Annotated in this window: 23 protein-coding genes; 17 read left to right on the top strand and 6 right to left on the bottom strand. The window is 64.2% G+C overall.

The features are described 5' to 3' along the window. The first annotated feature begins 63 nt into the window (after positions 1 to 63). From eno to ACK4FJ_RS00455, 3 genes are all read left to right on the top strand, one after another. Positions 64 to 1,341 carry a phosphopyruvate hydratase gene (gene eno / locus ACK4FJ_RS00465; protein WP_409762356.1) on the top strand — a complete coding sequence of 426 codons (1,278 nt, stop codon included), beginning with the start codon at positions 64 to 66 and terminating at the stop codon, positions 1,339 to 1,341. Further along, positions 1,341 to 1,679: a hypothetical protein gene (locus ACK4FJ_RS00460; protein WP_409762353.1), complete on the top strand. Its 339-nt coding sequence runs from the start codon at positions 1,341 to 1,343 to the stop codon at positions 1,677 to 1,679. The genes eno and ACK4FJ_RS00460 overlap by 1 nt, the downstream gene beginning before the upstream one ends. A 190-nt stretch (positions 1,680 to 1,869) precedes the next feature. Then, positions 1,870 to 3,237: an adenylate/guanylate cyclase domain-containing protein gene (locus ACK4FJ_RS00455; protein ID WP_409762350.1), complete on the top strand. Its 1,368-nt coding sequence runs from the start codon at positions 1,870 to 1,872 to the stop codon at positions 3,235 to 3,237. Here the strand turns inward: ACK4FJ_RS00455 and ACK4FJ_RS00450 are convergent. Genes ACK4FJ_RS00450 through ACK4FJ_RS00440 form a run of 3 tightly spaced genes read right to left on the bottom strand, consistent with a single transcriptional unit; the run spans position 3,234 to position 5,454 of the window. Further along, positions 3,234 to 3,659 (bottom strand): DUF350 domain-containing protein, encoded by a 426-nt coding sequence (locus tag ACK4FJ_RS00450; protein WP_409762347.1) that lies wholly within the window; start codon positions 3,657 to 3,659, stop codon positions 3,234 to 3,236. The two genes, ACK4FJ_RS00455 and ACK4FJ_RS00450, sit on opposite strands and share 4 nt — an antisense overlap. Before the next feature lie 37 nt (positions 3,660 to 3,696). Then, positions 3,697 to 4,827 carry a glutathionylspermidine synthase family protein gene (locus tag ACK4FJ_RS00445; protein WP_409762344.1) on the bottom strand — a complete coding sequence of 377 codons (1,131 nt, stop codon included), beginning with the start codon at positions 4,825 to 4,827 and terminating at the stop codon, positions 3,697 to 3,699. 15 nt (positions 4,828 to 4,842) lie between these two features. Next, on the bottom strand, positions 4,843 to 5,454 hold the full coding sequence (locus tag ACK4FJ_RS00440) for a DUF1190 domain-containing protein (RefSeq protein WP_409762341.1): 612 nt from the start codon (positions 5,452 to 5,454) through the stop codon (positions 4,843 to 4,845). 155 nt (positions 5,455 to 5,609) lie between these two features. Here ACK4FJ_RS00440 and ACK4FJ_RS00435 point away from each other — a divergent pair, with 155 nt between their 5' ends. The 9 genes from ACK4FJ_RS00435 (at position 5,610) to ACK4FJ_RS00395 (ending at position 14,936) form a co-directional block, all read left to right on the top strand. Then, positions 5,610 to 5,921 (top strand): FtsB family cell division protein, encoded by a 312-nt coding sequence (locus ACK4FJ_RS00435; protein WP_409762338.1) that lies wholly within the window; start codon positions 5,610 to 5,612, stop codon positions 5,919 to 5,921. 152 nt (positions 5,922 to 6,073) lie between these two features. Beyond that, entirely contained in the window at positions 6,074 to 7,090 is a 1,017-nt protein-coding gene (gene pdhA, locus ACK4FJ_RS00430) for a pyruvate dehydrogenase (acetyl-transferring) E1 component subunit alpha (RefSeq protein ID WP_409762335.1), read from the top strand. Positions 7,091 to 7,111: 21 nt separating this feature from the next. Further along, positions 7,112 to 8,503: a pyruvate dehydrogenase complex E1 component subunit beta gene (locus ACK4FJ_RS00425; protein ID WP_409762332.1), complete on the top strand. Its 1,392-nt coding sequence runs from the start codon at positions 7,112 to 7,114 to the stop codon at positions 8,501 to 8,503. 14 nt (positions 8,504 to 8,517) lie between these two features. Then, entirely contained in the window at positions 8,518 to 9,792 is a 1,275-nt protein-coding gene (locus tag ACK4FJ_RS00420) for a pyruvate dehydrogenase complex dihydrolipoamide acetyltransferase (protein ID WP_409762329.1), read from the top strand. 10 nt (positions 9,793 to 9,802) lie between these two features. Next, complete coding sequence (locus ACK4FJ_RS00415; protein ID WP_409762326.1) at positions 9,803 to 10,504, top strand: SDR family oxidoreductase; 702 nt, start codon at positions 9,803 to 9,805, stop codon at positions 10,502 to 10,504. Between the two features lie 11 nt (positions 10,505 to 10,515). Next, the gene (lpdA, locus tag ACK4FJ_RS00410; RefSeq protein WP_409762323.1) at positions 10,516 to 11,922 is read left to right on the top strand and encodes a dihydrolipoyl dehydrogenase; all 1,407 of its coding nucleotides are present in this window, start codon (positions 10,516 to 10,518) and stop codon (positions 11,920 to 11,922) included. A 91-nt stretch (positions 11,923 to 12,013) separates the two neighbouring features. After that, entirely contained in the window at positions 12,014 to 12,970 is a 957-nt protein-coding gene (gene lipA / locus ACK4FJ_RS00405; protein ID WP_409762320.1) for a lipoyl synthase, read from the top strand. Between the two features lie 7 nt (positions 12,971 to 12,977). Then, a complete protein-coding gene (locus ACK4FJ_RS00400) occupies positions 12,978 to 13,454 on the top strand; it encodes a type II toxin-antitoxin system RatA family toxin (protein ID WP_409762317.1) in 477 nt (158 codons plus the stop codon). 42 nt (positions 13,455 to 13,496) lie between these two features. Next, a complete protein-coding gene (locus ACK4FJ_RS00395; RefSeq protein WP_409762314.1) occupies positions 13,497 to 14,936 on the top strand; it encodes a malonyl-CoA decarboxylase in 1,440 nt (479 codons plus the stop codon). Here ACK4FJ_RS00395 and ACK4FJ_RS00390 read toward each other — a convergent pair. From ACK4FJ_RS00390 to ACK4FJ_RS00380, 3 genes are read right to left on the bottom strand one after another with little or no spacing between them, the layout of a single operon-like run. Then, the gene (locus ACK4FJ_RS00390; protein WP_409762311.1) at positions 14,933 to 15,442 is read right to left on the bottom strand and encodes a CinA family protein; all 510 of its coding nucleotides are present in this window, start codon (positions 15,440 to 15,442) and stop codon (positions 14,933 to 14,935) included. The genes ACK4FJ_RS00395 and ACK4FJ_RS00390 overlap by 4 nt on opposite strands. 4 nt (positions 15,443 to 15,446) lie before the next feature. Next, positions 15,447 to 15,902: a phosphatidylglycerophosphatase A gene (locus tag ACK4FJ_RS00385; protein ID WP_409762308.1), complete on the bottom strand. Its 456-nt coding sequence runs from the start codon at positions 15,900 to 15,902 to the stop codon at positions 15,447 to 15,449. Continuing rightward, the gene (locus ACK4FJ_RS00380) at positions 15,902 to 17,071 is read right to left on the bottom strand and encodes a bifunctional 2-C-methyl-D-erythritol 4-phosphate cytidylyltransferase/2-C-methyl-D-erythritol 2,4-cyclodiphosphate synthase (protein WP_409762305.1); all 1,170 of its coding nucleotides are present in this window, start codon (positions 17,069 to 17,071) and stop codon (positions 15,902 to 15,904) included. The genes ACK4FJ_RS00385 and ACK4FJ_RS00380 overlap by 1 nt, the downstream gene beginning before the upstream one ends. A 155-nt stretch (positions 17,072 to 17,226) precedes the next feature. Between ACK4FJ_RS00380 and dusB the strand changes: the two genes are divergently transcribed. The 5 genes from dusB to ACK4FJ_RS00355 all read left to right on the top strand — a co-directional run bounded on the left by dusB (position 17,227) and on the right by ACK4FJ_RS00355 (position 24,574). Next, on the top strand, positions 17,227 to 18,213 hold the full coding sequence (gene dusB / locus ACK4FJ_RS00375) for a tRNA dihydrouridine synthase DusB (RefSeq protein WP_409762302.1): 987 nt from the start codon (positions 17,227 to 17,229) through the stop codon (positions 18,211 to 18,213). Continuing rightward, positions 18,213 to 19,337, top strand: coding sequence for a two-component system sensor histidine kinase NtrB (locus ACK4FJ_RS00370; protein WP_409762299.1), 1,125 nt, complete (start codon positions 18,213 to 18,215; stop codon positions 19,335 to 19,337). Before dusB ends, ACK4FJ_RS00370 begins: the two co-directional genes overlap by 1 nt. Continuing rightward, a complete protein-coding gene (gene ntrC / locus ACK4FJ_RS00365; protein ID WP_409762296.1) occupies positions 19,334 to 20,782 on the top strand; it encodes a nitrogen regulation protein NR(I) in 1,449 nt (482 codons plus the stop codon). Before ACK4FJ_RS00370 ends, ntrC begins: the two co-directional genes overlap by 4 nt. 77 nt (positions 20,783 to 20,859) lie before the next feature. Then, the gene (locus tag ACK4FJ_RS00360; protein ID WP_409762293.1) at positions 20,860 to 23,193 is read left to right on the top strand and encodes an ATP-binding protein; all 2,334 of its coding nucleotides are present in this window, start codon (positions 20,860 to 20,862) and stop codon (positions 23,191 to 23,193) included. After that, positions 23,183 to 24,574, top strand: a complete 1,392-nt coding sequence (locus ACK4FJ_RS00355; protein ID WP_409762290.1) for a sigma-54-dependent transcriptional regulator — start codon at positions 23,183 to 23,185, stop codon at positions 24,572 to 24,574. The genes ACK4FJ_RS00360 and ACK4FJ_RS00355 overlap by 11 nt, the downstream gene beginning before the upstream one ends. Positions 24,575 to 24,592: the final 18 nt, after the last annotated feature.

The raw sequence follows: 24,592 nt of genomic DNA, 5'->3' as shown, positions 1-24,592 counted from the left end.
CCCCGCCGGGCTATCCCTTCGGCCATCTTTTTCCTGCCTTCCAGCCTCAAGAGGACCTTCGGCATGAGCGGCATCACCGACATTGTGGCACGCGAAATTCTCGATTCCCGCGGCAACCCGACCGTCGAGGTCGACGTGGTGCTGGAAAGCGGCGCCTTCGGCCGCGCCGCCGTGCCCTCGGGCGCCTCGACCGGTGCCCATGAAGCCGTGGAACTGCGCGATGGCGACAAGGGCCGCTATCTAGGCAAGGGCGTGCTGAAGGCCGTCGAGGCCGTCAACACCGAGATTTACGACGCCATCGCCGGCTTTGAGGCCAGCGAGCAGCTCAAGATCGACCGCACCATGATCGCGCTTGACGGTACGCCCAACAAGTCGCGTCTGGGTGCGAACGCCATTCTGGGCGTCTCGATGGCCGTGGCCAAGGCGGCGGCGCAGGAAGCCGACCTGCCGCTCTATCGTTATGTCGGCGGCGCGGCCGCCCATGTGCTGCCGGTGCCGATGATGAACATCATCAATGGCGGCGCCCATGCCGACAATCCCATCGACGTGCAGGAATTCATGATCATGCCGGTGGCCGCCCAGACGGTGGCCGATGCCGTGCGCATGGGCGCCGAAGTGTTCCACACGCTGAAGAAGAAGCTCAAAGATGCCGGCCACAACACCAATGTGGGCGACGAGGGCGGCTTTGCTCCGAACCTGCCCAGCACGCGCGGCGCGCTGGATTTCATCATGCAGGCCATCGAGGCGGCGGGCTACAAGGCAGGCTCGGACGTGATGATCGCGCTGGATGCCGCCAGCACCGAATTCTTCAAGGACGGCAAATACCACCTGGACGGCGAGAACCTGAAGCTCGATCCGGCCGGTATGGTGAAATACTGGGAGAAGCTGGTGGGCGATTATCCCATCGTTTCCATCGAGGATGGCATGGCCGAGGATGACTGGGCCGGCTGGAAGCAGCTGACCGATACCATCGGCGCCAAGTGCCAGCTCGTCGGCGACGACCTGTTCGTCACCAATCCGGCCCGCCTGGCCGACGGCATCGCCAAGGGCGTCGGCAACGCCATCCTGGTGAAGGTGAACCAGATCGGCACCCTGACCGAGACGCTGGAAGCCGTGGAGCTGGCGCACAAGAACGGCTATCGCGCCGTGATGTCACATCGTTCGGGCGAGACCGAAGACAACACCATCGCCGACCTGGCCGTGGCCACCAATTGCGGCCAGATCAAGACCGGCTCGCTGGCGCGTTCCGACCGCATGGCCAAGTACAACCAGTTGATCCGCATCGAGGAGCAGCTGGATGTGGCGGCGAAGTATCCGGGCCTGGCGGCGCTGAAGCGCTGATGCCGCGCGGCGGACTCATCGTCCTGGCGGCGGCGCTGGTTTCCGGTGCCGCCGTCGCGCAGGCTTCGCTGCCGGTGCAGGGCCGGTGGGCGGTGAGCCAGGAGCGCTGCGCCACCGAAAGCATCGAATTCGGCGCGGACGGCAAATTCGTCTCGACGCTGGATGAGGACGCCACCCGCCAGGGCAGTTACCGTACCGGCGCCGACCGCATCGTCCTGCTGGACGAGGCCGAACCCGACCGCGAACTGGCGCTGATCATCCTGGACCTGACGGCTACCCGCCTGGTGGCCTTCGACGAGACCATCGAGGCCGATCGCCGCCTGGTGAAATGCCGGTAGAGCGGATTTCCCCAACCCCCGGCCTCGGCCGGATATGCGGCGGGCGTCACAGCCTGATCCCAGCCGAACCGCTATGATGAAAGCCACGCGACGGTAGAATACTGCCGCATCGGTGATCCAGATTGGCGGGAGGTGCGGCAATGGGGGGAAAACGGAACCTAGCAACGCCAAGCAGTCGTGTGGCATTGCAATGATGGTCTGGCCCAAACGCCAGCCGCGCAGCTCTCTCGGTATCCGACTCAGCCACGCCATTACCGACGAGGAACAGCGCGGGTTGGTCTTCGCATTCCGGGCGCGCGTCATCGCCGTCATCGCGGTGATGCTCTGGCTGGTGCTACTGATCGAACCGCAGCGGCAGCTATATTATCTGTCGGTCAGTTTCGTCCTGCTCCTGCTCGGGGCGATCCCCCATCTGCTGCGGCATCATCGCCACGCCGTGCCGATCCGGCTCGCCTTCGTGCTGCTGGATGCCATCCTGATCACGGCGGTGATCGTCCTGACGCCCCCGGGCGATATCGATTCCGGTTTTCCGATCCAGATGCGGGTGCGCGGCCCGGAATTCCTTTATCTGATGCTGCTGATCGTCGGCGCGGCCTTGTCCTACTCGCCGCTGCAGGTGATCTGGACCGGGTTCTGCGTTGTCATGGCCTGGGGCATCGGCGTTTTCCTGGTGCAGATGCGGGCCGATACCCGGCAATACGATCCGGCGGCCGAGGCTTCGCCGGAAGCCATACTCCGCCTTGTCACCGATCCGTATTTCGTCGGCTACTTCAACCTGATGAACCAGCTGGTGCTGGCCATCATCGCCACCGCGATCCTTGCCGCCGCCGTGTGGCGGTCGCGCCGCATGCTGCTGCGCCAGACCCGGGCCGAGATCGCCCGCGCCGATCTGGCGCGCTATGTGTCGCCCGACGTCGCCGATGCCATCATCGCATCCGACCGAACCTTCGGCGTGCCGACCACGCGTGACGTGGCGGTGCTGTTCGCCGATATCGTCGGTTTCACTGCATTATCGGAACGGCTGCCGCCGGATCGGGTGGTGCGGCTGCTGAAAAGCTTCCACGAACGCGGCAGCCGGGTGGTGTTCCGCCATGGCGGCACGCTCGACAAGTATATGGGCGACGGCTTTCTCGCCACCTTCGGCACGATTTCCGACGCTCCCGATGCCGCGGCCCTTGCCGTGCGCTGCGCCATCGACCTGCAGCATGAGCTCGAGCGCTGGAATGCCAAGCGGGCCATGCGCGGTGCCGACACGATCCGGCTGTCGACCGGCGTGCATTGCGGCCCGGTCGTGGTGGGCAATATAGGCAGCGACCGCCGGCTGGAATTCTCTGTCGTGGGCGATGCCGTGAATATCGCCAGCCGCCTGGAAACCCTGACCCGCCGGCTGGGCTGCCGCATCGCGGTCTCGGCCGATTGCCTGGCGACGGCGCAAAAGCATGTCGCCGACCTGCCGGCTTTCGCCTCGGCCGGCATCGTTCAACTCGATGGCCGGGAGCAGAGCGTGGCTGTCTGGGTGTGGCCAGCTGATCGGCAGGCGGAGCCGGCAAAGGCCTAGTAGGTCATACTCGCTGCGTTCAGCAGCCCGACGGCCAGCGAGAGCGCGGCCACGGCGATGGCGGCGGCGGTTTCGCCGCGGCTGATCCGTTCCGGCAGGCGCGGGAACAGCATGCGGGCGGCCAGGAAGGTGAGGCATTGCACCACCAGCGCCACGGCGCCCCAGACCAGCATGTCGATCAGGCTCTGCGAGTTCATGATCGCGCTGCCCAGCGGCATGGCAAAGCCCAGTATGGCGCCGCCCAGCGAGATCGCGGCGGCTTGGTTGCCGTCCTTGATCAGGCGCCATTCGCGCTGGGGCGTCAGGCGGGTATAGATCGCCAGGAACAGCATCAGCATGATCAGCGCGCACACGAAATACAGCGCGAAATCGGGCAGGGTATAAAGATAGCGGCTGAAATTCGGCGGCGTGGTGCTGATCATCGGTATCCCCAGAATCCTTTTTGATCGTTGCGCAATTTCATTCGAACAGGTGCGGCACGAAGCGGCTGGTATTGCGGGTGATCGGGCTGCGATCCTCACGAATGCCCAAACCGCAGGCGCGGGATGCGATCACCCATACGCCCAGCACGGGATAGAAGCCGTCGAAGCAGGGCATCTCGATGGCCTGCTGGTAAATCTGCAATTCGGGTGAGGGATCGCCCTGCGCCGGCACGCTGTCGAGCGTTGAGCCGGTTTCCGACAGGTGGCTGATGCCTGCGCCTTCGCGGCCCCAGAAGGGCTTGGCCATGCAGGGCCCCCTGATGGCGGCGCGGTCGAAACTGGCCGGCAGCAGGTTTTCGTGATCGGGCCATTTGTCCCACAGCAGCGGCAGGATCGCCTTGGTGGAGAGCAGCATCTTCCAGGCCGGCTCGATCATGCGGATGCCGGAGGGCTGGATGTTGGCCGCGAAATCCTCCCGCAGCAGCCATTCCCAGGGATAGAGCTTGAACAGCACGGTGATCGGCTTGGCCGCGAGGTCGACGAAGCGTTTGCCGTTCCAGCCGATCTCGTCGATGTAGAGGCGGTCGGTATCCAACCCGGCCTGCACGGCGGTATCGCGCAGGTATTCGGCCGTGCCGAAATCCTCCTCATGGTCGCGCACGCAGGTGAAATGCACGCGATGGCCCCAGAGGCCAAAATGCTTCCACGCCTCGATCAGCGTCTCGTGGATGCCGTTGAACTGGTCGCAGTGATTGCAGAAGCTGTCGAGCCATTCCCACTGCACCACGCTGGCTTCATAGAGTGCGGTCGGGGTGTCGGCATTGTATTCGAGCAGCTTCGGCGCGCCGCTGCCGTTCCAGGCCAGGTCGAAGCGGCCGTAGAGGTTCTTGTCCTGGCGCTGCCAGGATTGTTCGATCAGGGCGACCGCATTGTCGGGCAGGTGGAAGGCCGCGTAATCGCCGCGCTGGATGATTCCATCGACCAGTTCGAGGCACATGTCCTCCAGTCGCTGGGCCGCATCGTCCAGTTCGTCGATCTGGGCCGGCGTGAAGCTGTAGGCGGCGTCCTCGCACCAATAGGGTTCGCCGTTGATGGTGTGAAAGGCGAAACCGATCTTCTCGGCACGCTCGCGCCAGTCGGGGCGGGGCTCGACGGCTAGGCGTTCCATGTTTTGAAAACCTTGCTAGCTGGCAGCGGAATAGCTGCTGCCGGTGCGCCCGAAGCCGCCGCGGCTGACATAGCCGGGCGCGGCCTTGGGCGCATCGGGAAACCGGTTGGCGCTGAGCTGGCCCAGCGGCCGGTTGCCGGTATAGGCCGTGTTGCCCGGATCGCGGTAGAGCGGCTGGGCCGCGCCGCGGTTGGCCCAGGGGCTTGGGCCGGACAGGCTGCGGCCGATCATGTAGCCCATCAGCATGGGCATGAAGATGCCGCCAGAAGACTGGGCCTGCTGCTGCTGGGCCTGCTCGCCGGTCAGTGGTGCAGTTTGGGGTGCTGGCTGCGCCGTGGAGAATTCGTCGTTGGCGCTCAGGATCTGCTGGGGTGTGCCGCAATTTCCGAGGCCGAACTGGGTCTCGCAATCCTCGCGACTGGTGAAGCGGGGCGCGGTCTGCACGTGCTGGGCCCGGGCATCGGCCAGGGCGATGCGGCAGCCATCGGGATCGGGCCGCGAGGCGCATTCCTTCTGGTCGCGTAGCACGTCATGCCCGGCCAGCGGGTCGTTCTCCTCGCAGGCGGTGAGGCCGACCAGGCCGACGGTTCCAAGCAGGGCTAAGCGGATGACACGGGATTTGCGCATGGCCTGAAGATAAGGGCGGGGTTGGGGCAAGGAAAGGGCAGTTGCGGCCGGAATGCCGAAATTTCATCTAATTCTTTGACTCCTTGGCGAGAATCGGGCGCGCGACTCGGAAACGCGTTGACCCCGCGACTCGGATGTGATTCGCTGCGAATCGCATGAGTGCCCTATACGAAATCCGCCGTCACTCCCTGGCAGCCATCATTCCGGTGATCTGTTTCGCCGCCATCGGCTATTTCGCCTATCATGCCATGGAAGGCGAACACGGCATCAATGCCTATACCCGGCTGACCTTGCAGATCCAGGATACCCAGGCCGCCCTGGCCGAGGTGACGGCCGAACGGCGGACGCTGGAGGCCCGGGTCGCGCTGCTGTCGGCCGACGGACTGGATGCCGACATGCTGGACGAGCAGGCGCGCCGGGTGCTCGGGCTGGTCCGGCCGGGCGATCTGGTAATTCTCGGACGCTGAAGCCGGGGTTCCGGGAAACGGAATTACCTGAATTAACTGAAATCAAGTTAATTATCGAAAAACCATTGTTTTAACTAAAGTTAGCCTCCATCTTCCCCTTCCATCGGTGGTATTGATCAGGCAATGCCGTAAGGGAAGTCGGGAGGAAAACCATGGCGAAACCGGGCAAGGCGGGTGAATCCGCCGCGGGCAAGAAGGCGAAACTGCCGCCCGCCGACGAGATGCTCCGCTATTACCGCGACATGCTGCTGATCCGCCGCTTCGAGGAGAAGGCCGGCCAGCTATACGGCATGGGCCTGATCGGTGGTTTCTGCCACCTCTATATCGGCCAGGAAGCCGTCGTGGTCGGCCTGCAGGCCTGCGCCAAGCTGGGCGATGCCGTCATCACCTCTTACCGCGACCACGGCCACATGCTGGCCACCGGCATGGATGCCGGCGGCGTGATGGCCGAACTGACCGGGCGCATCGGCGGCTATTCCAAGGGCAAGGGCGGCTCGATGCACATGTTCAGCCGCGAGAAGCATTTCTACGGCGGCCACGGCATCGTCGGCGCGCAGGTGCCGCTGGGCACCGGCCTGGCCTTCGCCCAGAAGTACAACAAGACCGACAATGTCACCTTCTGCTATTTCGGCGACGGCTCGGCCAACCAGGGCCAGGTCTACGAGAGCTTCAATATGGCCGAGTTGTGGAAACTGCCGGTCATCTACGTGATCGAGAACAACCAGTATGCCATGGGTACCGCGATCACGCGGTCCTCGGCGCAGCCGGCCTTGTACAAGCGTGGCGAAAGCTTCGGTCTGCCCGGCCGCCAGGTCGATGGCATGAACGTGCTGGCGGTGAAGGAGGCCGGCGAGGAAGCCGTGGCCCATTGCCGCGCCGGCAAGGGCCCGATCATTCTTGAAATGATGACCTACCGCTATCGCGGCCATTCGATGTCCGATCCGCAGAAATACCGCTCCAAAGACGAGGTCAGCAAGATGCGCTCGGAGCATGATCCGATCGATCAGGTGCGCAGCATGCTACTGGGCAACAAGCTGGCCGATGAAGATGCGCTGAAGGCCATCGACAAGGAAGTGAAGGACATCGTCCAGAAGGCCGCTGACTTCGCACAGGAAAGCCCGGAGCCCGATCCGTCGGAACTCTGGACCGATGTGTATGTGGAAGCCTGAGCGGGTCGGGAGGATTTGAAGATGTCCATCGAGATTCTGATGCCCGCCCTGTCGCCGACCATGACGGAAGGCAAGCTGGCCAAATGGTTCGTGCGTGAAGGCGACACCGTGAAAGCCGGCGACATCATGGCCGAGATCGAGACCGACAAGGCCACGATGGAATTCGAGGCGGTCGATGAAGGCGTGATCGAAAAGATTCTGGTGCCGGAAGGCACCGAAGGCGTTGCGGTGAACACGCCGATTGCCAAGCTGCGTGGCGAAGACGAAAAGGCGGGCGCTACACCCGCGCAGTCGGCGCCTGCGACGGCGGCGAAACAGCCGGCCGGCGAAAAGAAACAGCCTGAGGAGACATCGGCGAAGGAATCCGCCGTCGCCGCGGCAAAGACACCGGCGCCGGAGTTGAAGGATCCGGCCATTCCAGCCGGCACCGAATTCGTCACCATGACGGTGCGCGAGGCGATCCGCGAGGGCATGTCGGAAGAGATGCGCCGCGATCCGCGCGTGTTCCTGATGGGCGAGGAAGTGGCGCAGTACCAGGGTGCCTACAAGATCAGCCAGGGCATGCTGGATGAATTCGGGCCCGACCGCGTGATCGATACGCCGATCACCGAGCAGGGTTTCGCCGGCCTGGGCGTTGGCGCCGCCTTCGGCGGCCTGCGGCCCATCGTCGAGTTCATGACCTTCAATTTCTCGATGCAGGCCATCGACCAGATCGTCAACTCGGCAGCCAAGACATTGTATATGTCCGGCGGCCAGATGGGCTGCCCCATCGTGTTCCGCGGCCCGAACGGCGCCGCCGCCCGCGTCGCCGCGCAGCACAGCCAGTGCTATGCCGCCTGGTATTCGCATATCCCGGGCCTGAAGGTTGTGGCGCCGTATTCGGCGGCCGACTTCAAGGGCCTGATCAAGGCCGCCATCCGCGACCCGAATCCGGTCGTGTTCCTGGAAAACGAAATCCTTTACGGCCGCAGCTTCGAGGTGCCGAAGCTGGACGATTACGTCGTGCCGATCGGCAAGGCGCGCATCGCCCGCGAGGGCAAGGACGTGACGCTGGTGGGCTATTCGATTGCCGTCGGCCATGCGCTGGCTGCCGCCGAGAAGCTGGCCGCCGAAGGCATCGAGGCCGAGGTGATCGATTTGCGCACCATCCGCCCGATGGACAAGGAAACCATCGTGAAGTCGGTGCAGAAGACCAACCGCCTGGTCACCGTGGAAGAAGGCTTCCCGCAATCGGGTGTCGGCGCCGAAATCTCGGCGGCGATCATGGAAGCCGCCTTCGACTATCTCGACGCACCGGTCACCCGCGTTACCGGCAAGGACGTGCCGATGCCCTATGCCGCCAACCTGGAAAAGCTGGCGCTGGTGACGGTGGACGAGATCGTGCAGGCGGCCAAGGCCGTCTGTTACCGCTGAACGGGAGGCGCATCATGCCGATAGAAATCCTGATGCCCGCCCTGTCGCCCACCATGACCGAGGGCAAGCTGGGCAAGTGGCTGGTCAAGGAAGGCGACACGGTCAAGGCCGGCGACATCATGGCTGAGATCGAGACCGACAAGGCCACGATGGAATTCGAGGCCGTGGATGAAGGCAAGATCGGCAAGATCCTGGTGCCCGAGGGCACCGAGGGCGTTGCCGTGAACACGCCGATTGCCGTGCTGCTGGAAGAGGGTGAAAGCGCTTCCGACGTGAAGGCGGCTCCGGCAGCCCAGCCTGCCGCCAAGCCGGCTGCCGCCGCGCCTGCCGTGCCGACAGCACCGGCCAAGCCGGCGGCTGCACCAGCGCCTGCCGCGGCGCCCGCTGCGAAAAGCGGCGACCGCGTCTTCGCTTCGCCGCTGGCGCGCCGCATTGCCCAGCAGAACAATATCGACCTGAAAGCCGTGACGGGCAGCGGCCCGCATGGCCGCATCGTGAAGGCCGATGTGGAGAAAGCACCGAAAGGCGCCGCCGCCCCAGCCGCGAAGGCAGCGGCCGCGCCGGTCGCATCCGGCCCGGGTGCACGTCAGCTCGCCGACCTGCTCAAGATGCCCTACCGGCTCGAGCCGCTTTCAGGCATGCGCAAGACCATCGCGCGCCGCCTGACCGAGTCCAAGCAGACGGTGCCGCATTTCTATCTCACCATCGACACCGAGATCGACGAGCTGCTGAGTCTGCGCAAGCGGCTCAACGACAAGACAGATACCAAGATCAGCGTGAACGATTTTGTCATCCGCGCGGTGGCGCTGGCGCTGAAGAAAGTGCCCGAGGCCAATGCCAGCTATGATGACAGCGGCATGATGTATTACGAGCATGCCGATATTTCGGTGGCGGTGGCCACGCCGAACGGCCTGATCACGCCGATCATCAAGCAGGCTGAAGCCAAGGGCCTGACCCAGATTGCCGGCGAGATGAAGGATCTCGCGGCGCGGGCAAGGGATGGCAAGCTCAAGCCTGACGAATACCAGGGCGGCACCTTCTCGATCTCCAATCTCGGCATGTTCGGCGTGAAGCAGTTCGAAGCGGTGATCAATCCACCGCAGGGCTGCATCCTCGCCATCGGCATGGGCGAGCAGCGTCCGGTGGTGAAAAACGGCCAGATCGTGCCGGCCACGATCATGACCTGCACGCTGTCGGTCGATCACCGCGCGGTGGATGGCGCGGTGGGCGCGCAGTTCCTGCAGGCCTTCAAGGGCTTCATCGACGACCCGCTGACCATGCTGCTGTGAGGCGACGGCAATGACGGAGAAGGTCGCTATCGTCACCGGCGCCGGTAAGGGCATGGGCGCGGGCATCCTGAAGAAGCTCGCCGCCGACGGCTATCGCGTGGCGGCCATGTCGCCGTCCGGCGCGGCCAAGACGCTGGCCGAGAGCCTGGGTGGTGTCGGCGTCAACGGTTCGAATGCCAAGGCCGAAGATATCAAGGCGTTGGTCGACCTGACGCTGGATAAGTACGGCCGCATCGACGCGGTGGTGAACAACACCGGGCATCCGCCCAAGGGCGCGCTGCTGGATCTGGACGATGCCGCCTGGCTCACCGGTTTCGAGCTGGTGCATCTGGCGGTGATCCGCATGGTGCGACTGGTGACGCCGGTGATGCTCAAACAGGGCAAGGGCGCCTTCGTGAACCTGCTCACCTATGCCACTTTCGAGCCCGAGGCCGATTTTCCGATTTCCGGGCCGGTGCGCGCGGCGGTGGCGGCTTTCTCGAAAGTCTATGCCGACCAGTATGCCGCACAGGGCATCCGCATGAACAACGTGCTGCCCGGCTTCATCGACAGCCTGCCGGCCAAGGAACAGCGCGTGGCGCGTATTCCGATGAAGCGTTACGGCACGGTGCGCGAGATCGCCGACACGGTCGCCTTCCTGCTATCGGAACAGGCGAGCTACATCACCGGCCAGAATATCCGCGTCGACGGCGGCATTACCCGCTCTGTCTGAGGAGAGCCACCATGTCTGACACCAGTTTCGATGTGATCGTGGTCGGCAGCGGCCCGGGCGGTTACACCACGGCGATCCGCGCTTCCCAGCTTGGGATGAAGACGGCGATCATCGAGCGCGAGCATCTGGGCGGCATCTGCCTGAACTGGGGCTGCATCCCGACCAAGGCCTTGCTGCGCTCGGCCGAGATCTATTCCAACATCAAGCATGCCGAGGCCTTCGGTTTCACGGTCGAGGGCAAGGTGACGATCAATGCCGCCAAGGTGGTGGAACGGTCGCGCAAGGTGGCGGCGCAGCTTTCCGGCGGCGTGAAGCACCTGATGAAAAAGAACAAGGTCACGGTGTTCGACGGCCATGGCACGCTGAATGGTGCCGGCAAGGTCAAGGTGACCAAAGATGGCAAGCCGGTCGCGGACCTGACCGCCAAGCACATCATCCTTGCCACCGGTGCCCGCGCCCGCGCGCTGCCCGGCCTGGAGCCGGATGGCAAGCTGGTCTGGACCTACAAGGAAGCCATGGTGCCGCCGGCCCTGCCGAAATCATTGCTGGTGATCGGCTCAGGCGCCATCGGCATCGAATTCGCCAGCTTCTACCGCACGCTCGGCGCCGAGGTGACGGTCGTTGAGGTGATGGATCGTGTGCTGCCGGTGGAAGACGAGGAAATCTCCGGCCTGGCCAAGAAGGCCTTCGAGAAGCAGGGCATGAAGATCTTCACCGGCACAACCGTTACGGCGCTCAAGAAAGGCGCCGACAGCGTGACGGCGACGCTGAAGGACAAGGCCGGCAAGGAAAGCCAGATCACCGTCGAGCGCGTGATCCTGGCCGTCGGCATCGTCGGCAATGTCGAGAATATCGGCCTGGAGACCACCAAGGTGAAGGTCGAGAAGACCCATGTGGTGATCGATGAATACAGCCGCACGGCAGAGCCCGGCATCTATGCCATCGGTGACCTGACCGGTCCGCCCTGGCTGGCGCACAAGGCCGGCCATGAAGGCGTGATCTGCGTCGAGAAGATCGCCGGCGTGAAGGACGTGCATCCGCTGAATGTGAGCAACATCCCCGGCTGCACCTATTGCACGCCGCAGATCGCCAGCGTGGGCCTCACCGAAGCGGCCGCCAAGGCGAAGGGGCATGAGGTGCGGGTGGGGCGCTATCCCTTCCTCGCCAACGGCAAGGCCATTGCGCTGGGCGAGCCGGAAGGTCTGGTCAAGACCGTGTTCGACGCCAAGACCGGCGAGCTGCTCGGCGCGCATATGATCGGCGCCGAAGTGACCGAGATGATCCAGGGCTTCGGCATCGCCAAGACCCTGGAGACCACCGAGGCCGAGCTGATGCATGCCATCTTCCCGCATCCAACCCTGTCGGAAATGATGCATGAATCGGTGCTGGATGCGTATGGCAAGGCGCTGAATTACTAGCATTTTGCCGTCAGGTGCGGGGGCGGGGGCTTTTCTGTATACTGGGCCCGCGCTACCTCAATCCCCGAGGTTGGCAGAAGGTTTTGCAATCGTGGTCGTCAACATCCATCCCGTTCCCGTCCGTCACCCCGAGAAGGCGCACAAGCCCGACAAGCCGGTGCTGCGCAAGCCGGACTGGATCCGCGTCAAGGCACCGACCTCGGAGGAGGCGGCCGAGACGCGCCGGCTGATGCGCGACCTGAAACTGCACACCGTCTGCGAGGAAGCGGCCTGCCCGAACCTGGGCGAATGCTGGAAGCAGAAGCACGCCACCTTCATGATCCTGGGCGCGATCTGCACCCGGGCCTGCTCCTTCTGCAACGTCGCCACCGGCAAGCCGCTGGCGGTGGATGCCGACGAGCCCCAGCATGTGGCCGAGGCGGTGGGTCAGCTCGGCCTGCACCATGTGGTGATCACCTCGGTCGACCGCGACGACCTGGCCGATGGCGGCGCCTCGCAGTTCGTGCGCACCATCGAGGAAATCCGCAAGGCCTCGCCCGGCACCACGATCGAGATCCTGACGCCCGATTTCATCCGCAAGCCCGGCGCCATCGAGGCCGTGGTGGCCGCAAAGCCGGATGTGTTCAACCACAACCTCGAGACCGTGCCGCGGCTCTATCCCACCATCCGCCCCGGCGCGCGCTATTTCGCCTCGCTGCAGCTTCTGGCGAAAGTGAAGGAACTCGATCCCGCGATGTTCACCAAGTCCGGCCTGATGGTCGGCCTGGGCGAGGAGAAGATCGAGATCATGCAGGTGATGGACGACCTGCGCGCCGCCGATGTGGATTTCCTGACCATTGGGCAATACCTGCAGCCGACCCGCAAGCATGCCGAGGTGAAAAGCTTCGTCACGCCGGACGAGTTCGCCTCCTATACGACGATTGCCAATTCCAAGGGCTTCCTGATGGTCTCGGCTTCGCCACTGACCCGCTCGTCGCATCATGCCGGTGCCGATTTCGCCCGGCTGAAGGCGAACCGCGCCGCACGGCTGGCACAGGCCGGAGCCTGACCGGGCCGTGCCCACCCACGCCGAGAAACGCATCCTGCCATACACGCCGGACCAGCTTTATGCGCTGGTGGCCGGCGTGGAGCATTACCCGAAATTCCTGCCCTGGTGCCTGGGCGCGCGCATCCGCGAACGCAGCGAGCGGCTGATGGTGGCCGACCTGATCATCGGTTTCAAAATGTTCCGCGAACGCTTCACATCGCGTGTGACGCTGAACCCGGAAGCCAAGCGGATCGACGTGGAATACACCGACGGCCCGTTCAAATACCTGAAGAACCACTGGATATTTCGGCCGCATCCCCAGGGCTGCGAGATCGATTTTTATGTCGATTTCGAATTCCGCTCCAAACTGCTGCAGAAAACCATCGAGCTGCTGTTCAACGAGGCCGTCAAGCGCATGGTCGGCGCCTTTGAGACAAGGGCGCGGCAGCTTTACGGCGAGAATGGATTATCCCTCGCGCCCGGTGCTACGATAACGGCACTCTGAAACGTCCCGGACGTTACATCCGGGCCCCGAACGGAGAGTCCGATGGTTGCCTTGCCGACACTTCCCAACATCTCGATGTCCGGCACCCTGCTGGAGCGCGGTTTACGCAGCCTGGTCGGTGCCTGGCGCGGCATTGCCGGCGGCGACGAGACGGCCCAGCTCGGCCGCAGCGGGGAACTGGATGCCCGGGATATCGAACGCCTGCGCGGCCTGTTCAACGACTGCCTGGAAGCCCGCGGCGGCGAGGTTTCCGCGCGTGCCCGCGCGGCGGCCCTGGGCCGGCTTTACCTGGGGCTGAACGATGCCGGGAAGGTGAGCTTCCTGAAGGTGCTTGCCGGCGGCTTCGGTGCCGATCCCGGCCTGCTGGATAAAAAAATCGCGGACATGCAGCAGGCCGCCGACCCGGCGGCACGGCACAAGGCCGAACGCAAGCTGCGGCAGGCCCTGACGCCGCCGCGGCAGCGATTGCTGACCCAGTTCACGGCTTTGCCGCAGGGCGTGAAATTCCTGGTCGACCTGCGCGCCGATGCCCTGCGCTTCCGCAAGGAGGCGCCGGAACTGGCCATCGTGGATGCCGACCTGGAAGACCTGTTCATCGCCTGGTTCGATGTGGGTTTCCTGGAGCTGCAGCGTATTTCCTGGAACAGCCCGGCGGCGTTGCTGGAAAAGCTGATCGCCTACGAAGCCGTGCATGCCATCGAAAGCTGGGACGACCTGCGCAACCGGCTGGATGCCGACCGGCGCTGTTATGCCTTCTTCCATCCGCGCATGCCGCTGGAACCGCTGATCTTCGTGGAGGTGGCGCTGGTGAAGGGCATCGCCGGCAATGTGCAGGCGCTGCTCGACCAGACCCAGCCGGTGATGGATGCGCGCGAGGCGGATACGGCGATCTTCTACTCGATCTCGAACACGCAGACCGGCCTGCGCGGCATTTCCTTCGGCAATTTCCTGATCAAGCGCGTGGTGGATGACCTGAGTCGCGACCTGCCGAACCTGAAGCAGTTCTCGACATTGTCGCCCATTCCGGGTTTCCGCGCCTGGCTGGACGAGACCATCGCCGAGGGTGCGCCCGACCTGGTGGATGCCAAGGCGCGCGATGCATTGCGCGAGGTGCTGGGGCAGCGTTTCTCCAAGGGCATGCTGCCGGGCCTGTTGCAGGATCGGAGCTGGGCCGAGAATGCGGCCCTGGCCGATGCGCTGAAGCCCGTGCTGTTGCGGCTGTGTGCGCGGTATCTGCTGTCAGCCCAGGACAAGGGCGGCAAACCGCGCGATCCGGTGGCGCGTTTCCATTTGAGCAACGGCGCGACCGTGCATCGCCTGAACTGGCTGGGCGACCGCTCAAAGAACGGCATGAAACAGTCGGCCGGCATGATGGTGAATTACCTCTATCGCCTGGACGATATCGACCAGAACCACGAACGCTTCGTGCGCGAGGGAACTGTGGCTGCGTCCGGCGAGGTTAAGCGGCTGGCCGATCTTTAATCGGCGGCGGCCACCATCTGCTTCAGCATCTCGCCGGCCAGCGTGAGGGCATCTTCGACTGTCGCGGCGCGCACGGCGGCGCGGCCGATATCGCCATAGGTCATGCGCTGGTGCATGGTTTCCTGTCCCGCGCCGGCGACCGCGATATGCACCAGCCCCACCGGTTTCTCGTCGCTGCCGCCGCCCGGGCCGGCGATGCCGGTGCAGGCGATGGCGATGTCGGCTTCGCTCTTGCGCAGGCAGCCTTCAGCCATGGCGCGGGCGACCGCTTCCGAAACGGCGCCATGGCCGGCGATGATTTCCGCCGGCACGCCCAGTGAGGCCGATTTCGCCGCATTGGAATAGGTGACGAAGCCGCGCTCAAACACATCCGACGAACCGGCGATTTCGGTCAGCGTCGCGGCGATCAGGCCGCCGGTGCAGGATTCTGCCGTGGCCAGCATGGCATTGTGCTTGCGGCATTCGGCCAGCAAGGATTCGGCCAGTCGGATCAGGGTGTCGTCCATCGTGTCACCACCAGTAATACGTCAGTGCCAGCATGACGCCCATGCCATACAGGCCGGCAAACAGGTCGTCGATCAGAACGCCCGGCGCACCGCTCAAGTTGCGGTCGGCCCAGGAGGCCGGCCAGATTTTCGTCATGTCGAAAAAACGGAAAACGACGAAGCCGATCAGGTAGAGCACAGGATCGAGCGGCACAAACACAAGCGTCAGCCACTGGCCGGCCACCTCGTCGATCACGATTTCACCGGGATCTTCGCCCGGCCAATGCGAGAGATACAGGCGGATGGCCCATAGCGACAGCAGGGCAACGGCCATGGCGGCAACGGCCAGCAACCATGGTCCGCCCAGGGATTGCAGCGCCCAGGCGAAGGGCAGGGCGCCGGCCGAACCCCAGGTGCCCGGCACTTTCGGCAGCTTGCCCAAGCCGAACCAGGTGCAGAGCAGGAAGGCGATGTTGCGCATCACGCCGGCAGCCGGATCGTGGCGACGGCCTGCGCGGCGATGCCTTCACGCCGGCCGGTGAAGCCAAGCTTTTCCGTGGTTGTCGCCTTCACGCTCACGCGGTCGATGGCGATGCCGAGGATATCGGCGATGCGCGCGCGGATCGCATCGCGGTGCGGGCCGATCTTCGGCGCCTCGCAGATGATCGTGACATCGCAATGGGCGATGATGCCGCCACGCTGAACCACCATGTCGGCGGCATGGCGCAGGAAGGCGGCGGAATCGGCATTCTTCCAGCGCGCATCGGAGGGCGGGAAATGCTGGCCGATATCGCCTTCCGCCAATGCGCCGAGGATGGCATCGGTCAAAGCATGCAGGGCCACATCGGCATCGGAATGGCCGGCCAGGCCACGGTCGTGGGCGATCTCGATGCCGCCGATCATCAGCTTGCGACCGGGCTGGTCGCTGAAGGCATGCACATCGAAACCCTGGCCGGTGCGGATATCGGCCAGCTGCATCAGCAGCTGGCGTTCGGCGCGGGCGAAATCCGCCGGTTCGGTCACCTTGAAGTTCTCCTCCATGCCCGGCACCAGGCGCACGCCGAGGCCGGCATGCTCGGCCACGGCCGCATCGTCGGTGAGGGCGAGGCCGGCACTCTGGCGATGGGCGGCCAGGATGTCGCTGAAGCGGAAAGCCTGCGGGGTCTGGGCGCGCCACAGGCCCTGGCGCTCCACGCCGCCATGGGCCAGACCCTGGCCATCCCGCTTCAGGGTATCGACCACCGGGATGGCCAGAATGGCACCTGGCGCCTGTTTGAGCATGTCGAGCAGGGCGTCGATCCGGTCCTGCCTCAGAAATGGGCGGGCTGCGTCATGAATCAGCACAAAGGAGGGCGGTTCATGGGCCAGCGCCTCCAGGCCGAGCCTTACGCTGTCCTGTCGGGCCGAGCCGCCCAGGCAGGGCGGTAGCAGGCGGGGTTCGTATTCGAGGCCTTTTGTCGCGGCGCGATACTCATCCATATCACTGGGGTGGATCACGGCCATGACCCGTGCTATTGCCCCGTGCGCTAGGAAGGCATCGATGCTGTGCCGGAGGAGGGGTTTTCCCCCAAGCATCTGGTATTGTTTTGGTTTCTCTCCGCCGGCCCGGCTTCCCCGGCCGGCGGCGACGATCAGGGCCGTGGCTGTCATGGCCGCACCCTAGCCTGAGCGGCGCAAGCCGGCAAAGGTCAGGCTTTGTACCGTTTTCCTGGTGCGGTTTAATCCGGTCGCGGAATGATGTTGCAGCGCAGTAGGAAAGGCCCTAGAGTGAACAACAACTGGGCACTCAGGAATGTGTGCAAAAAATGAGCATAAAGATTGGTCCCGTCTCGATTGAAGACCCTGTGATCCTGGCACCGATGTCAGGCGTCACCGATCTGCCGTTCCGCCGTCTGGTGAAACGCAGCGGAGCGGGTCTTGTCGTGTCGGAAATGATCGCCTCGGAGGCCATGGTGCGGTCATCGCGCCAGTCCCTGAAGATGGCCGAGGTTGCGCCGGAAGAATTTCCAATGTCGGTGCAGCTTGCCGGCTGCGAAGGCCATGTGATGGCGGAAGCCGCGCGGCTGAACGAAGACAAGGGCGCCGCGATCATCGACATCAACATGGGCTGCCCGGTGAAGAAGGTGGTGAACGGCCATGCCGGTTCCGCGCTGATGCGCGATCTGCAGCATGCCAAGGGCCTGCTCACCGCCACCGTGAAGGCCGTGAAGCTGCCGGTGACGCTGAAGATGCGCACTGGTTGGGATGAAGCCAACCGCAACGCGCCTGAACTGGCGCGTATCGCCGAGGGCGAGGGCATCCGGATGCTTACCGTGCACGGACGCACGCGCAACCAGATGTATAACGGCCGCGCCGACTGGGCGTTTGTGCGCAAGGTGAAGGAAAGCGTTTCGATCCCGGTGATCGTGAATGGCGACATCACCACGCTGGAAGAGGCTCGGGATGCACTGGAGCAATCGGGCGCCGATGGCGTGATGATCGGCCGTGGTGCCTATGGCCGTCCGTGGTTCCTGCGCCAGGTGATGGAATTCCTGAAGTCCGGCGCACGCCTGCCCGATCCGTCGCTGCAGGACCAGCGCGATACGGTGCTGGAGCATTACGACGCCATGCTTGAGCATTATGGCGTGCAGACAGGCCTGAAGATCGCACGCAAGCATGTGGTCTGGTATTCCAAGGGCCTGCCCGGCTCGGCCGAGTTCCGTACCCGCATCATGCAGATCGACGAACCCGCGCAGGTCCGTCAGGCCGTGCGTGATTTCTATGCGCCACAACTCGACAGGATGGCGGCCTGATGCAGTCGGCTGAACACCAGGTGGTCGCGCCGCCGATCGATGCGACGCAGGTTCTCGGCGCCATTCCGAACCCCATTCTGGTGATCGGCCGGCAGGGCGACATCACATACGCCAACCCGGCGGCCGAGCAGTTTTTCGACTCTGGCGCTGCCGTACTGGCGCGGCAGAACCTGCGCGATCTGGTGCCCTTCGGCAGCCCGGTGTTGCAGCTTGTCAGTCAGGTTTTCCGCGAACGCTACAGCGTGTCGGAATACGATGTCGATCTCGGCACCCCGCGCCTGGGCGAGCGTCTGGTGGATGTGCAGGTTTCCCCGGTGCCGGAGGCGCCCGATCATGTGATCGTGCGCTTCGATGAGCGCAGCATGGCGGCGAAGATCGGTCGCGCGCTGACCCATCGCGGGGCAGCGCGTTCGGTCACCGGCATGGCCGCCGTGCTGGCGCATGAAGTGAAGAATCCCTTGAGCGGCATCCGTGGCGCAGCGCAGCTGCTGGAGCTGAATGCCAGCCAGGCGGATCGCGAGCTCACCCGGCTGATCTGCGATGAGACGGATCGTATCTGCGCCCTGGTCGACAGCATGGAGGTGTTTTCCGACAAGCGCCCGATCGAGCGCGGCCCGGTCAACATCCACCAGGTGCTGGAGCATGTGCGCAAGGTGGCGCAGGCGGGCTTCGGCAAGCATGTCCGTTTCGTCGAGCGCTACGATCCCTCGCTGCCACCGGTCTATGGCAACCGCGATCAGCTGGTGCAGGTCTTCCTCAATCTGGTGAAAAACGCCGTCGAGGCGGTTGGCGACGATCCGGGTGGCGAGATCGTGCTGACCACCGCCTACCGCCATGGCGTGCGGCTGGCCGTGCGCGGTTCGCGCGACCGTCTGCACCTGCCGCTTGAAGTCTCGGTCCAGGACAACGGCCCCGGCGTGCCGGAAGACATCCGGCCGCACTTGTTCGACCCGTTTGTGACAACCAAGGTCAGCGGTTCTGGCCTCGGTCTTGCATTGGTTGCCAAGATCATCGGCGACCATGGCGGCGTGATCGAGTGCGACAGCCGCCCGCGCCGTACCGTTTTCAGTGCGCGTTTGCCGGTTCACAACCCGGCCGTGGAAGCATCCGGAGAGTCTGAATGAGTAACAAGGGCACCATTCTTGTCGCCGACGACGACCGCTCGATCCGCACCGTGCTGGATCAGGCGCTGGGCCGGGTCGGCTATCAGGTGCGCTCGACCGGCAATGCCGCCACGCTGTGGCGTTGGGCATCGGAAGGTGAGGGCGAACTGATCATCACCGACGTGGTGATGCCTGACGAGAATGGCCTTGATCTTCTGCCGCGCATCAAGCGGATCAGACCCGATCTGCCCATCATCGTGATGAGCGCGCAGAAAACCCTGCTGACGGCCGTGAAGGCCGCCGAACGCGGCGCCTATGACTACCTGCCCAAGCCCTTCGACCTGAAGGAGTTGCTGCGCGTCGTCGAGCGCGCCCTGAGCCAGCCGAAGGCGGCCCTGCAGGAAGACATCGAAGCCGCCGCCGACGAGGAAAAGCTGCCGCTGATCGGCCGTTCGCCGGCGATGCAGGAAATCTACCGCGTGATGGCGCGCCTGATGGGCACGGACCTCACCGTGCTGATCTACGGCGAGTCCGGCACCGGCAAGGAACTGGTCGCGCGCGCCCTGCATGATTATGGCAAGCGTCGCAACGGCCCCTTCGTCGCCATCAACATGGCGGCGATCCCGCGCGAACTGATCGAAAGCGAATTGTTCGGCCATGAGAAGGGCGCCTTCACCGGTGCCGCGAACCGCTATGCCGGCCGTTTCGAGCAGGCCGAGGGCGGCACGCTGTTCCTCGATGAGATCGGCGACATGCCGATCGAGGCGCAGACTAGGCTGCTGCGCGTGCTGCAGCAGGGCGAGTACACCACGGTGGGCGGCCGCACGCCGATCCGCACCGATGTGCGCATCGTCGCCGCCACCAACCGCGACCTGCGGCAGGCAGTGAATCAGGGATTGTTCCGCGAGGATCTGTTCTACCGCCTGAACGTCGTGCCGTTGCGCCTGCCGCCGCTGCGCGAGCGCAGCGAGGATATCCCCGACCTGGTCCGGTATTTCCTGAACCAGGCCTCGGCGCAGGGGCTGCCGACCAAGACGGTGTCGCCGGAAGCCATGGAGCGGATACGGCGCTATCGCTGGCCGGGCAACGTGCGCGAACTGGAAAACCTGGTCCGGCGGCTGGCGGCCCTCTATGCCGACGACGTCATTGGCATCGAGGTGATCGACAACGAACTGGCCGAGCCGCCACAGGCCCCGCGCCCCGCCGAACCGGGTGAGGAAGAGACCCTGACCGGCGCCATCGAACGGCACCTGACCAAGTATTTTGCGGCCCAGGGCGATGACCTGCCGCCCCCGGGCCTGTATGACCGGATGCTGCGCGAACTGGAAATTCCGCTGATTTCCCTGAGCCTGGCGGCCACGCGCGGCAACCAGATCAAGGCGGCCCACATGCTGGGGCTGAACCGGAACACCCTGCGCAAGAAGATCAGGGATCATAACATCCAGGTGATTCGCGGCCTGAAATAGGGCGGTCTCCGGACTGGTGCTAGCCAGACCGGGCTGGAGTATGATCGCCGGATGTTCCGGCCCGTGATTCACCAGCCATGACCGACGAGACGATCCATGCTGCCAGCGGGCAGCCGGCGGGTCCTCCGGCCCTGCGTCTGCTGCGCCGGATGGTCGACTGGTTCCGGCGCCGCCGGCTGATCCGCCATCTGGAAATTTCGCTCGCGATTGCCGCTCTTGTCGCCGGCACCCTGACCTACCTGGCGATGACGCCGGGAGCCAACCGGGAACTGACGCCGCGCGACGTTCAGATCCTGCTGCTGACCGACCTGGTGATCCTGCTGAGCCTGACCAGCCTGGTCGCCCGGCGGCTGGTGGTGTTGTGGATGCAGCGGCGGCGCGGCGCGGCCGGTTCGCGCCTGCATGCCCGCATGGTGATGCTATTCGCCGCCGTCACGGCGCTGCCGACAGTGATGATGACGGTATTCGCCGTGCTGTTCTTCAATCTCGGCCTGCAGACATGGTTCAGCGAGCGGGTGAACTCGGCGGTGAAGGCATCGGTGGCCATTGCCGAGGCCTATATCCAGGAGCATCGCAAGACCATACGCGCCGACGTGCTGGCCATGGCTGTTGATCTCAACCGCGAAGCGCCGCGCCTGACGCGCAACCCTTATGCGTTTCAACAGGCCGTCCGCCAGCTTTCCCGTCTGCGCGGCCTGGGCGAGGCGATTGTTTTTACCTCGACCGGTGAAATCCTCGCACGCAACGAACTTAGCCTGCTGATGGAGTTCGACCGCATCCCCACGCGGGCCATCCAGGATGCCAATGCCGGCCAGGTGGTCATCATCACGGCGGAAACGGATGATCGCGTCAGGGCGCTGGTCAGGCTCGATGCCTATCTGGATGCATACCTGTATGTGGGGCGTTTCATTGACGCCAAGGTTCTGGGAGAGTTGGAGCGGACTCGTATGGCGGCGCAGCAGTATAGCCGGCTGGAGCAGGCTCGCTCGGCGCTGGAAATCAATTTCGCCATACTGTTTCTGTTGGTTTCACTGCTGCTGTTGCTGGCGGCGATCTGGTTCGCGTTGCTGATTGCCAATCGCCTCGTGACACCAATCGGTGAAGTCGTGGGCGCAGCCGAGCGAATCCGCAGCGGCGACCTGACCGCGCGTGTGACAGAACGTGCCGATGGTGATGAAATCGCCACGCTGGGCCGCACCTTCAATCGCATGACCGGCCAACTTGCCGCCCAGCAGGCCGAACTGATCGCGGCCAACCGCCAGCTCGACGAACGGCGCCGCTTCACCGAAACGGTGCTGGGCGGTGTGTCCGCCGGTGTGATCGGCATTGACCCGCAGGGCTTGGTGACGCTGCCGAATCCGTCCGCCCAGGCAATGCTGCAAAAAGCGTATGATGAGATGGTGGGCCGGTCGTTTGCCGAAGTGGCACCCGAAATGGCTGAATTGTTCCAGCGCTTGGCGAGGGGCGATAATGAGAGCGTAGAGCGTGGGCAGGTCGTCGTGTCGCGGCCCGATGGCAATCGCACCCTGTTGGTCCGTATTGCCCGCGAATCCACTGGTAACGAATTGCTGGGGTATGTGGCGACTTTCGATGATGTCAGCGAACTGATGGCGGCCCAGCGCAACGCGGCCTGGGCCGATATCGCGCGCCGCATCGCCCATGAAATCAAGAATCCATTGACGCCGATCCAGCTTTCCGCCGAGCGGCTCAAGCGCAAGTATCTGAAGGAAGTGCAGACCGACCCGGAGGTTTTCTCGCAATGCACGGACACGATCATCCGGCAGGTCGGCGATATCGGCCGCATGGTCGATGAGTTCTCGACCTTCGCCCGGATGCCGCGGCCGGTGTATCGGGAGGAGGATTTGGGGCAACTGGTGCGGCAGGGCGTATTCATGCAGCAGGTGGCGCGCAACGATATCCGTTTCGAAAGTTCCATCCCGGCCGAACCTGTCCATCTGAGCTGCGACGCGCGCCAGATCGCCCAGGTGCTGACCAACATCCTGCAGAATGCCATCGATGCCATCGATGGGCGCGAGCGGCATGCCGGGGAGGCCCTGCCACAGGGCCGGATTGCCGTTTCGCTCGCGGTTGCCGCGGGCGCAGCGGAAATCACGGTGCAGGACAATGGACGCGGATTGCCGGTCGAGAATCGCGATCGCCTGTTCGAGCCCTATGTCACGACGCGTAGCAAGGGCACCGGGCTCGGATTGGCAATCGTCAAGAAAATCATCGAAGAACATGGCGGCAGCATTACGCTGACGGACGCGGCGGCGGTTGATCCCGCTGCGGGAAATGGTAGTTTGGCGCGGATTCGCTTGCCGCATCTTGTTGTCGGAAATGCCGACGCGGCCGAGCCGGCCGCCAATGCGGAAGCGGCTCGCAAGCTGGGATCGAGTAGTCATGGCGCGTGATATTCTTATCGTCGACGACGAAGCTGACATCCGTAATCTGATTGCAGGCATCCTGCAGGACGAGGGCTATGAGACCCGGATGGCTTCCGACTCCGATGGCGCGTTGCGCGAGATCGAGGCGCGCCGCCCCAGCGCGGTCATCCTCGATATCTGGCTGCAGGGCAGCAAGCTGGATGGCCTGGAGATACTGGACCGTATCATGCGGGACCATGCCAATGTGCCGGTCATCATGATCTCCGGTCATGGCAACATCGAGACGGCGGTGTCGGCAATCAAGCGCGGCGCATACGACTACATCGAGAAGCCTTTCAAGAGCGACCGGTTGCTGCTGCTGGTCGAGCGTGCATTGGAACAGGCGCGGCTGAAACGCGAGAACGAGGATCTACGCCAGCGTTCCGGGACCGTTTCGGAACTGGTTGGCTCGTCACCTGCCATCGTCGCGTTGCGTCAGGCCATCGAGCGGATTGCGCCCACCAATAGCCGCGTCCTGATTTCCGGGCCGGCTGGCGGCGGCAAGGAACTCGTTGCGCGGCTTCTGCATAAACGGTCTCGGCGTGCCGGCGGGCCTTTCGTGAGCCTCAATGTCGCGGCGATGTCGCCCGATCAGGTCGAGGCGCAGCTTTTCGGCATCGAGGAGGTCACAAATGGCCAGCGCCAGCACAAGATCGGCGTGCTGGAAGAAGCCCATGGCGGCACGCTGTTCCTCGACGAAGTGGCGGAAATGTCGGCCGAGGCCCAGGCCAAGCTGCTGCGCGTACTGACCGAGCAGGGTTTCGAGCGTGTCGGCGGGCGCACCCGGGTGCAGGTTGACGTCCGTATCATATCCTGCACGTCGCATGATCTTTCCATACGCGTCGGGCAGGGGGCTTTTCGTCAGGACCTGTTTCATCGGCTGAATGTCGTGCCGCTGAAAGTCGTTGCCCTGCGTGACCGGCGCGAGGACATCCCGCTGCTGGCACGTCATTTCATCCGTATCGAGGCCCAGCGCCAGGGCGTGCCGGAGCGTGAACTGGCGGAAGATGCCCTTCTGGCTCTGCAATCGGCGGAATGGCCCGGCAATGTCCGCGAGTTGCGCAATGCGCTGGCGCGCCTGCTGATCATGATGCCTGCCGACCAGAAGGGTGCCATCCATGCGGATATGCTGCCTCCCGATCTGGGAGCGACTCCACCTGTCGCATTGCGGCCTGAAACGACGACAGAAGTGATGGCCTTGCCATTGCGCGATGCACGGGAAATGTTCGAGCGGGAATACCTGCTTGCACAGATCACCCGTTTCGGCGGCAATGTTTCCCGCACGGCCAGTTTCATCGGCATGGAACGTTCGGCGCTGCACCGCAAGCTGAAGGCTCTGGGCGTCATCAATCTCGACCGCAACGGATAACGGGAGCGGGGATTTGCC

The organism is Ferrovibrio sp., assembly GCF_046297595.1.
Lineage (GTDB): Bacteria > Pseudomonadota > Alphaproteobacteria > Ferrovibrionales > Ferrovibrionaceae > Ferrovibrio.
This window is presented reverse-complemented; position numbering and strand designations above follow the sequence as displayed.

Excerpts from the sequence above, each read along its gene's own strand:
- ACK4FJ_RS00360 (WP_409762293.1), top strand. The coding sequence starts at position 20,860 with ATGACCGACGAGACGATCCATGCTGCCAGCGGGCAGCCGGCGGGTCCT.
- ACK4FJ_RS00450 (WP_409762347.1), bottom strand. The coding sequence starts at position 3,659 with ATGATCAGCACCACGCCGCCGAATTTCAGCCGCTATCTTTATACCCTG.
- ACK4FJ_RS00425 (WP_409762332.1), top strand. The coding sequence starts at position 7,112 with ATGTCCATCGAGATTCTGATGCCCGCCCTGTCGCCGACCATGACGGAA.
- ACK4FJ_RS00390 (WP_409762311.1), bottom strand. The coding sequence starts at position 15,442 with ATGGACGACACCCTGATCCGACTGGCCGAATCCTTGCTGGCCGAATGC.
- dusB (WP_409762302.1), top strand. The coding sequence starts at position 17,227 with ATGAGCATAAAGATTGGTCCCGTCTCGATTGAAGACCCTGTGATCCTG.
- ACK4FJ_RS00395 (WP_409762314.1), top strand. The coding sequence starts at position 13,497 with ATGGTTGCCTTGCCGACACTTCCCAACATCTCGATGTCCGGCACCCTG.
- lpdA (WP_409762323.1), top strand. The coding sequence starts at position 10,516 with ATGTCTGACACCAGTTTCGATGTGATCGTGGTCGGCAGCGGCCCGGGC.
- ACK4FJ_RS00415 (WP_409762326.1), top strand. The coding sequence starts at position 9,803 with ATGACGGAGAAGGTCGCTATCGTCACCGGCGCCGGTAAGGGCATGGGC.
- ntrC (WP_409762296.1), top strand. The coding sequence starts at position 19,334 with ATGAGTAACAAGGGCACCATTCTTGTCGCCGACGACGACCGCTCGATC.
- ACK4FJ_RS00380 (WP_409762305.1), bottom strand. The coding sequence starts at position 17,071 with ATGACAGCCACGGCCCTGATCGTCGCCGCCGGCCGGGGAAGCCGGGCC.
- ACK4FJ_RS00445 (WP_409762344.1), bottom strand. The coding sequence starts at position 4,827 with ATGGAACGCCTAGCCGTCGAGCCCCGCCCCGACTGGCGCGAGCGTGCC.
- pdhA (WP_409762335.1), top strand. The coding sequence starts at position 6,074 with ATGGCGAAACCGGGCAAGGCGGGTGAATCCGCCGCGGGCAAGAAGGCG.
- ACK4FJ_RS00355 (WP_409762290.1), top strand. The coding sequence starts at position 23,183 with ATGGCGCGTGATATTCTTATCGTCGACGACGAAGCTGACATCCGTAAT.
- eno (WP_409762356.1), top strand. The coding sequence starts at position 64 with ATGAGCGGCATCACCGACATTGTGGCACGCGAAATTCTCGATTCCCGC.
- ACK4FJ_RS00385 (WP_409762308.1), bottom strand. The coding sequence starts at position 15,902 with ATGCGCAACATCGCCTTCCTGCTCTGCACCTGGTTCGGCTTGGGCAAG.
- ACK4FJ_RS00460 (WP_409762353.1), top strand. The coding sequence starts at position 1,341 with ATGCCGCGCGGCGGACTCATCGTCCTGGCGGCGGCGCTGGTTTCCGGT.
- ACK4FJ_RS00455 (WP_409762350.1), top strand. The coding sequence starts at position 1,870 with ATGATGGTCTGGCCCAAACGCCAGCCGCGCAGCTCTCTCGGTATCCGA.
- ACK4FJ_RS00440 (WP_409762341.1), bottom strand. The coding sequence starts at position 5,454 with ATGCGCAAATCCCGTGTCATCCGCTTAGCCCTGCTTGGAACCGTCGGC.
- ACK4FJ_RS00435 (WP_409762338.1), top strand. The coding sequence starts at position 5,610 with ATGAGTGCCCTATACGAAATCCGCCGTCACTCCCTGGCAGCCATCATT.
- ACK4FJ_RS00420 (WP_409762329.1), top strand. The coding sequence starts at position 8,518 with ATGCCGATAGAAATCCTGATGCCCGCCCTGTCGCCCACCATGACCGAG.
- ACK4FJ_RS00370 (WP_409762299.1), top strand. The coding sequence starts at position 18,213 with ATGCAGTCGGCTGAACACCAGGTGGTCGCGCCGCCGATCGATGCGACG.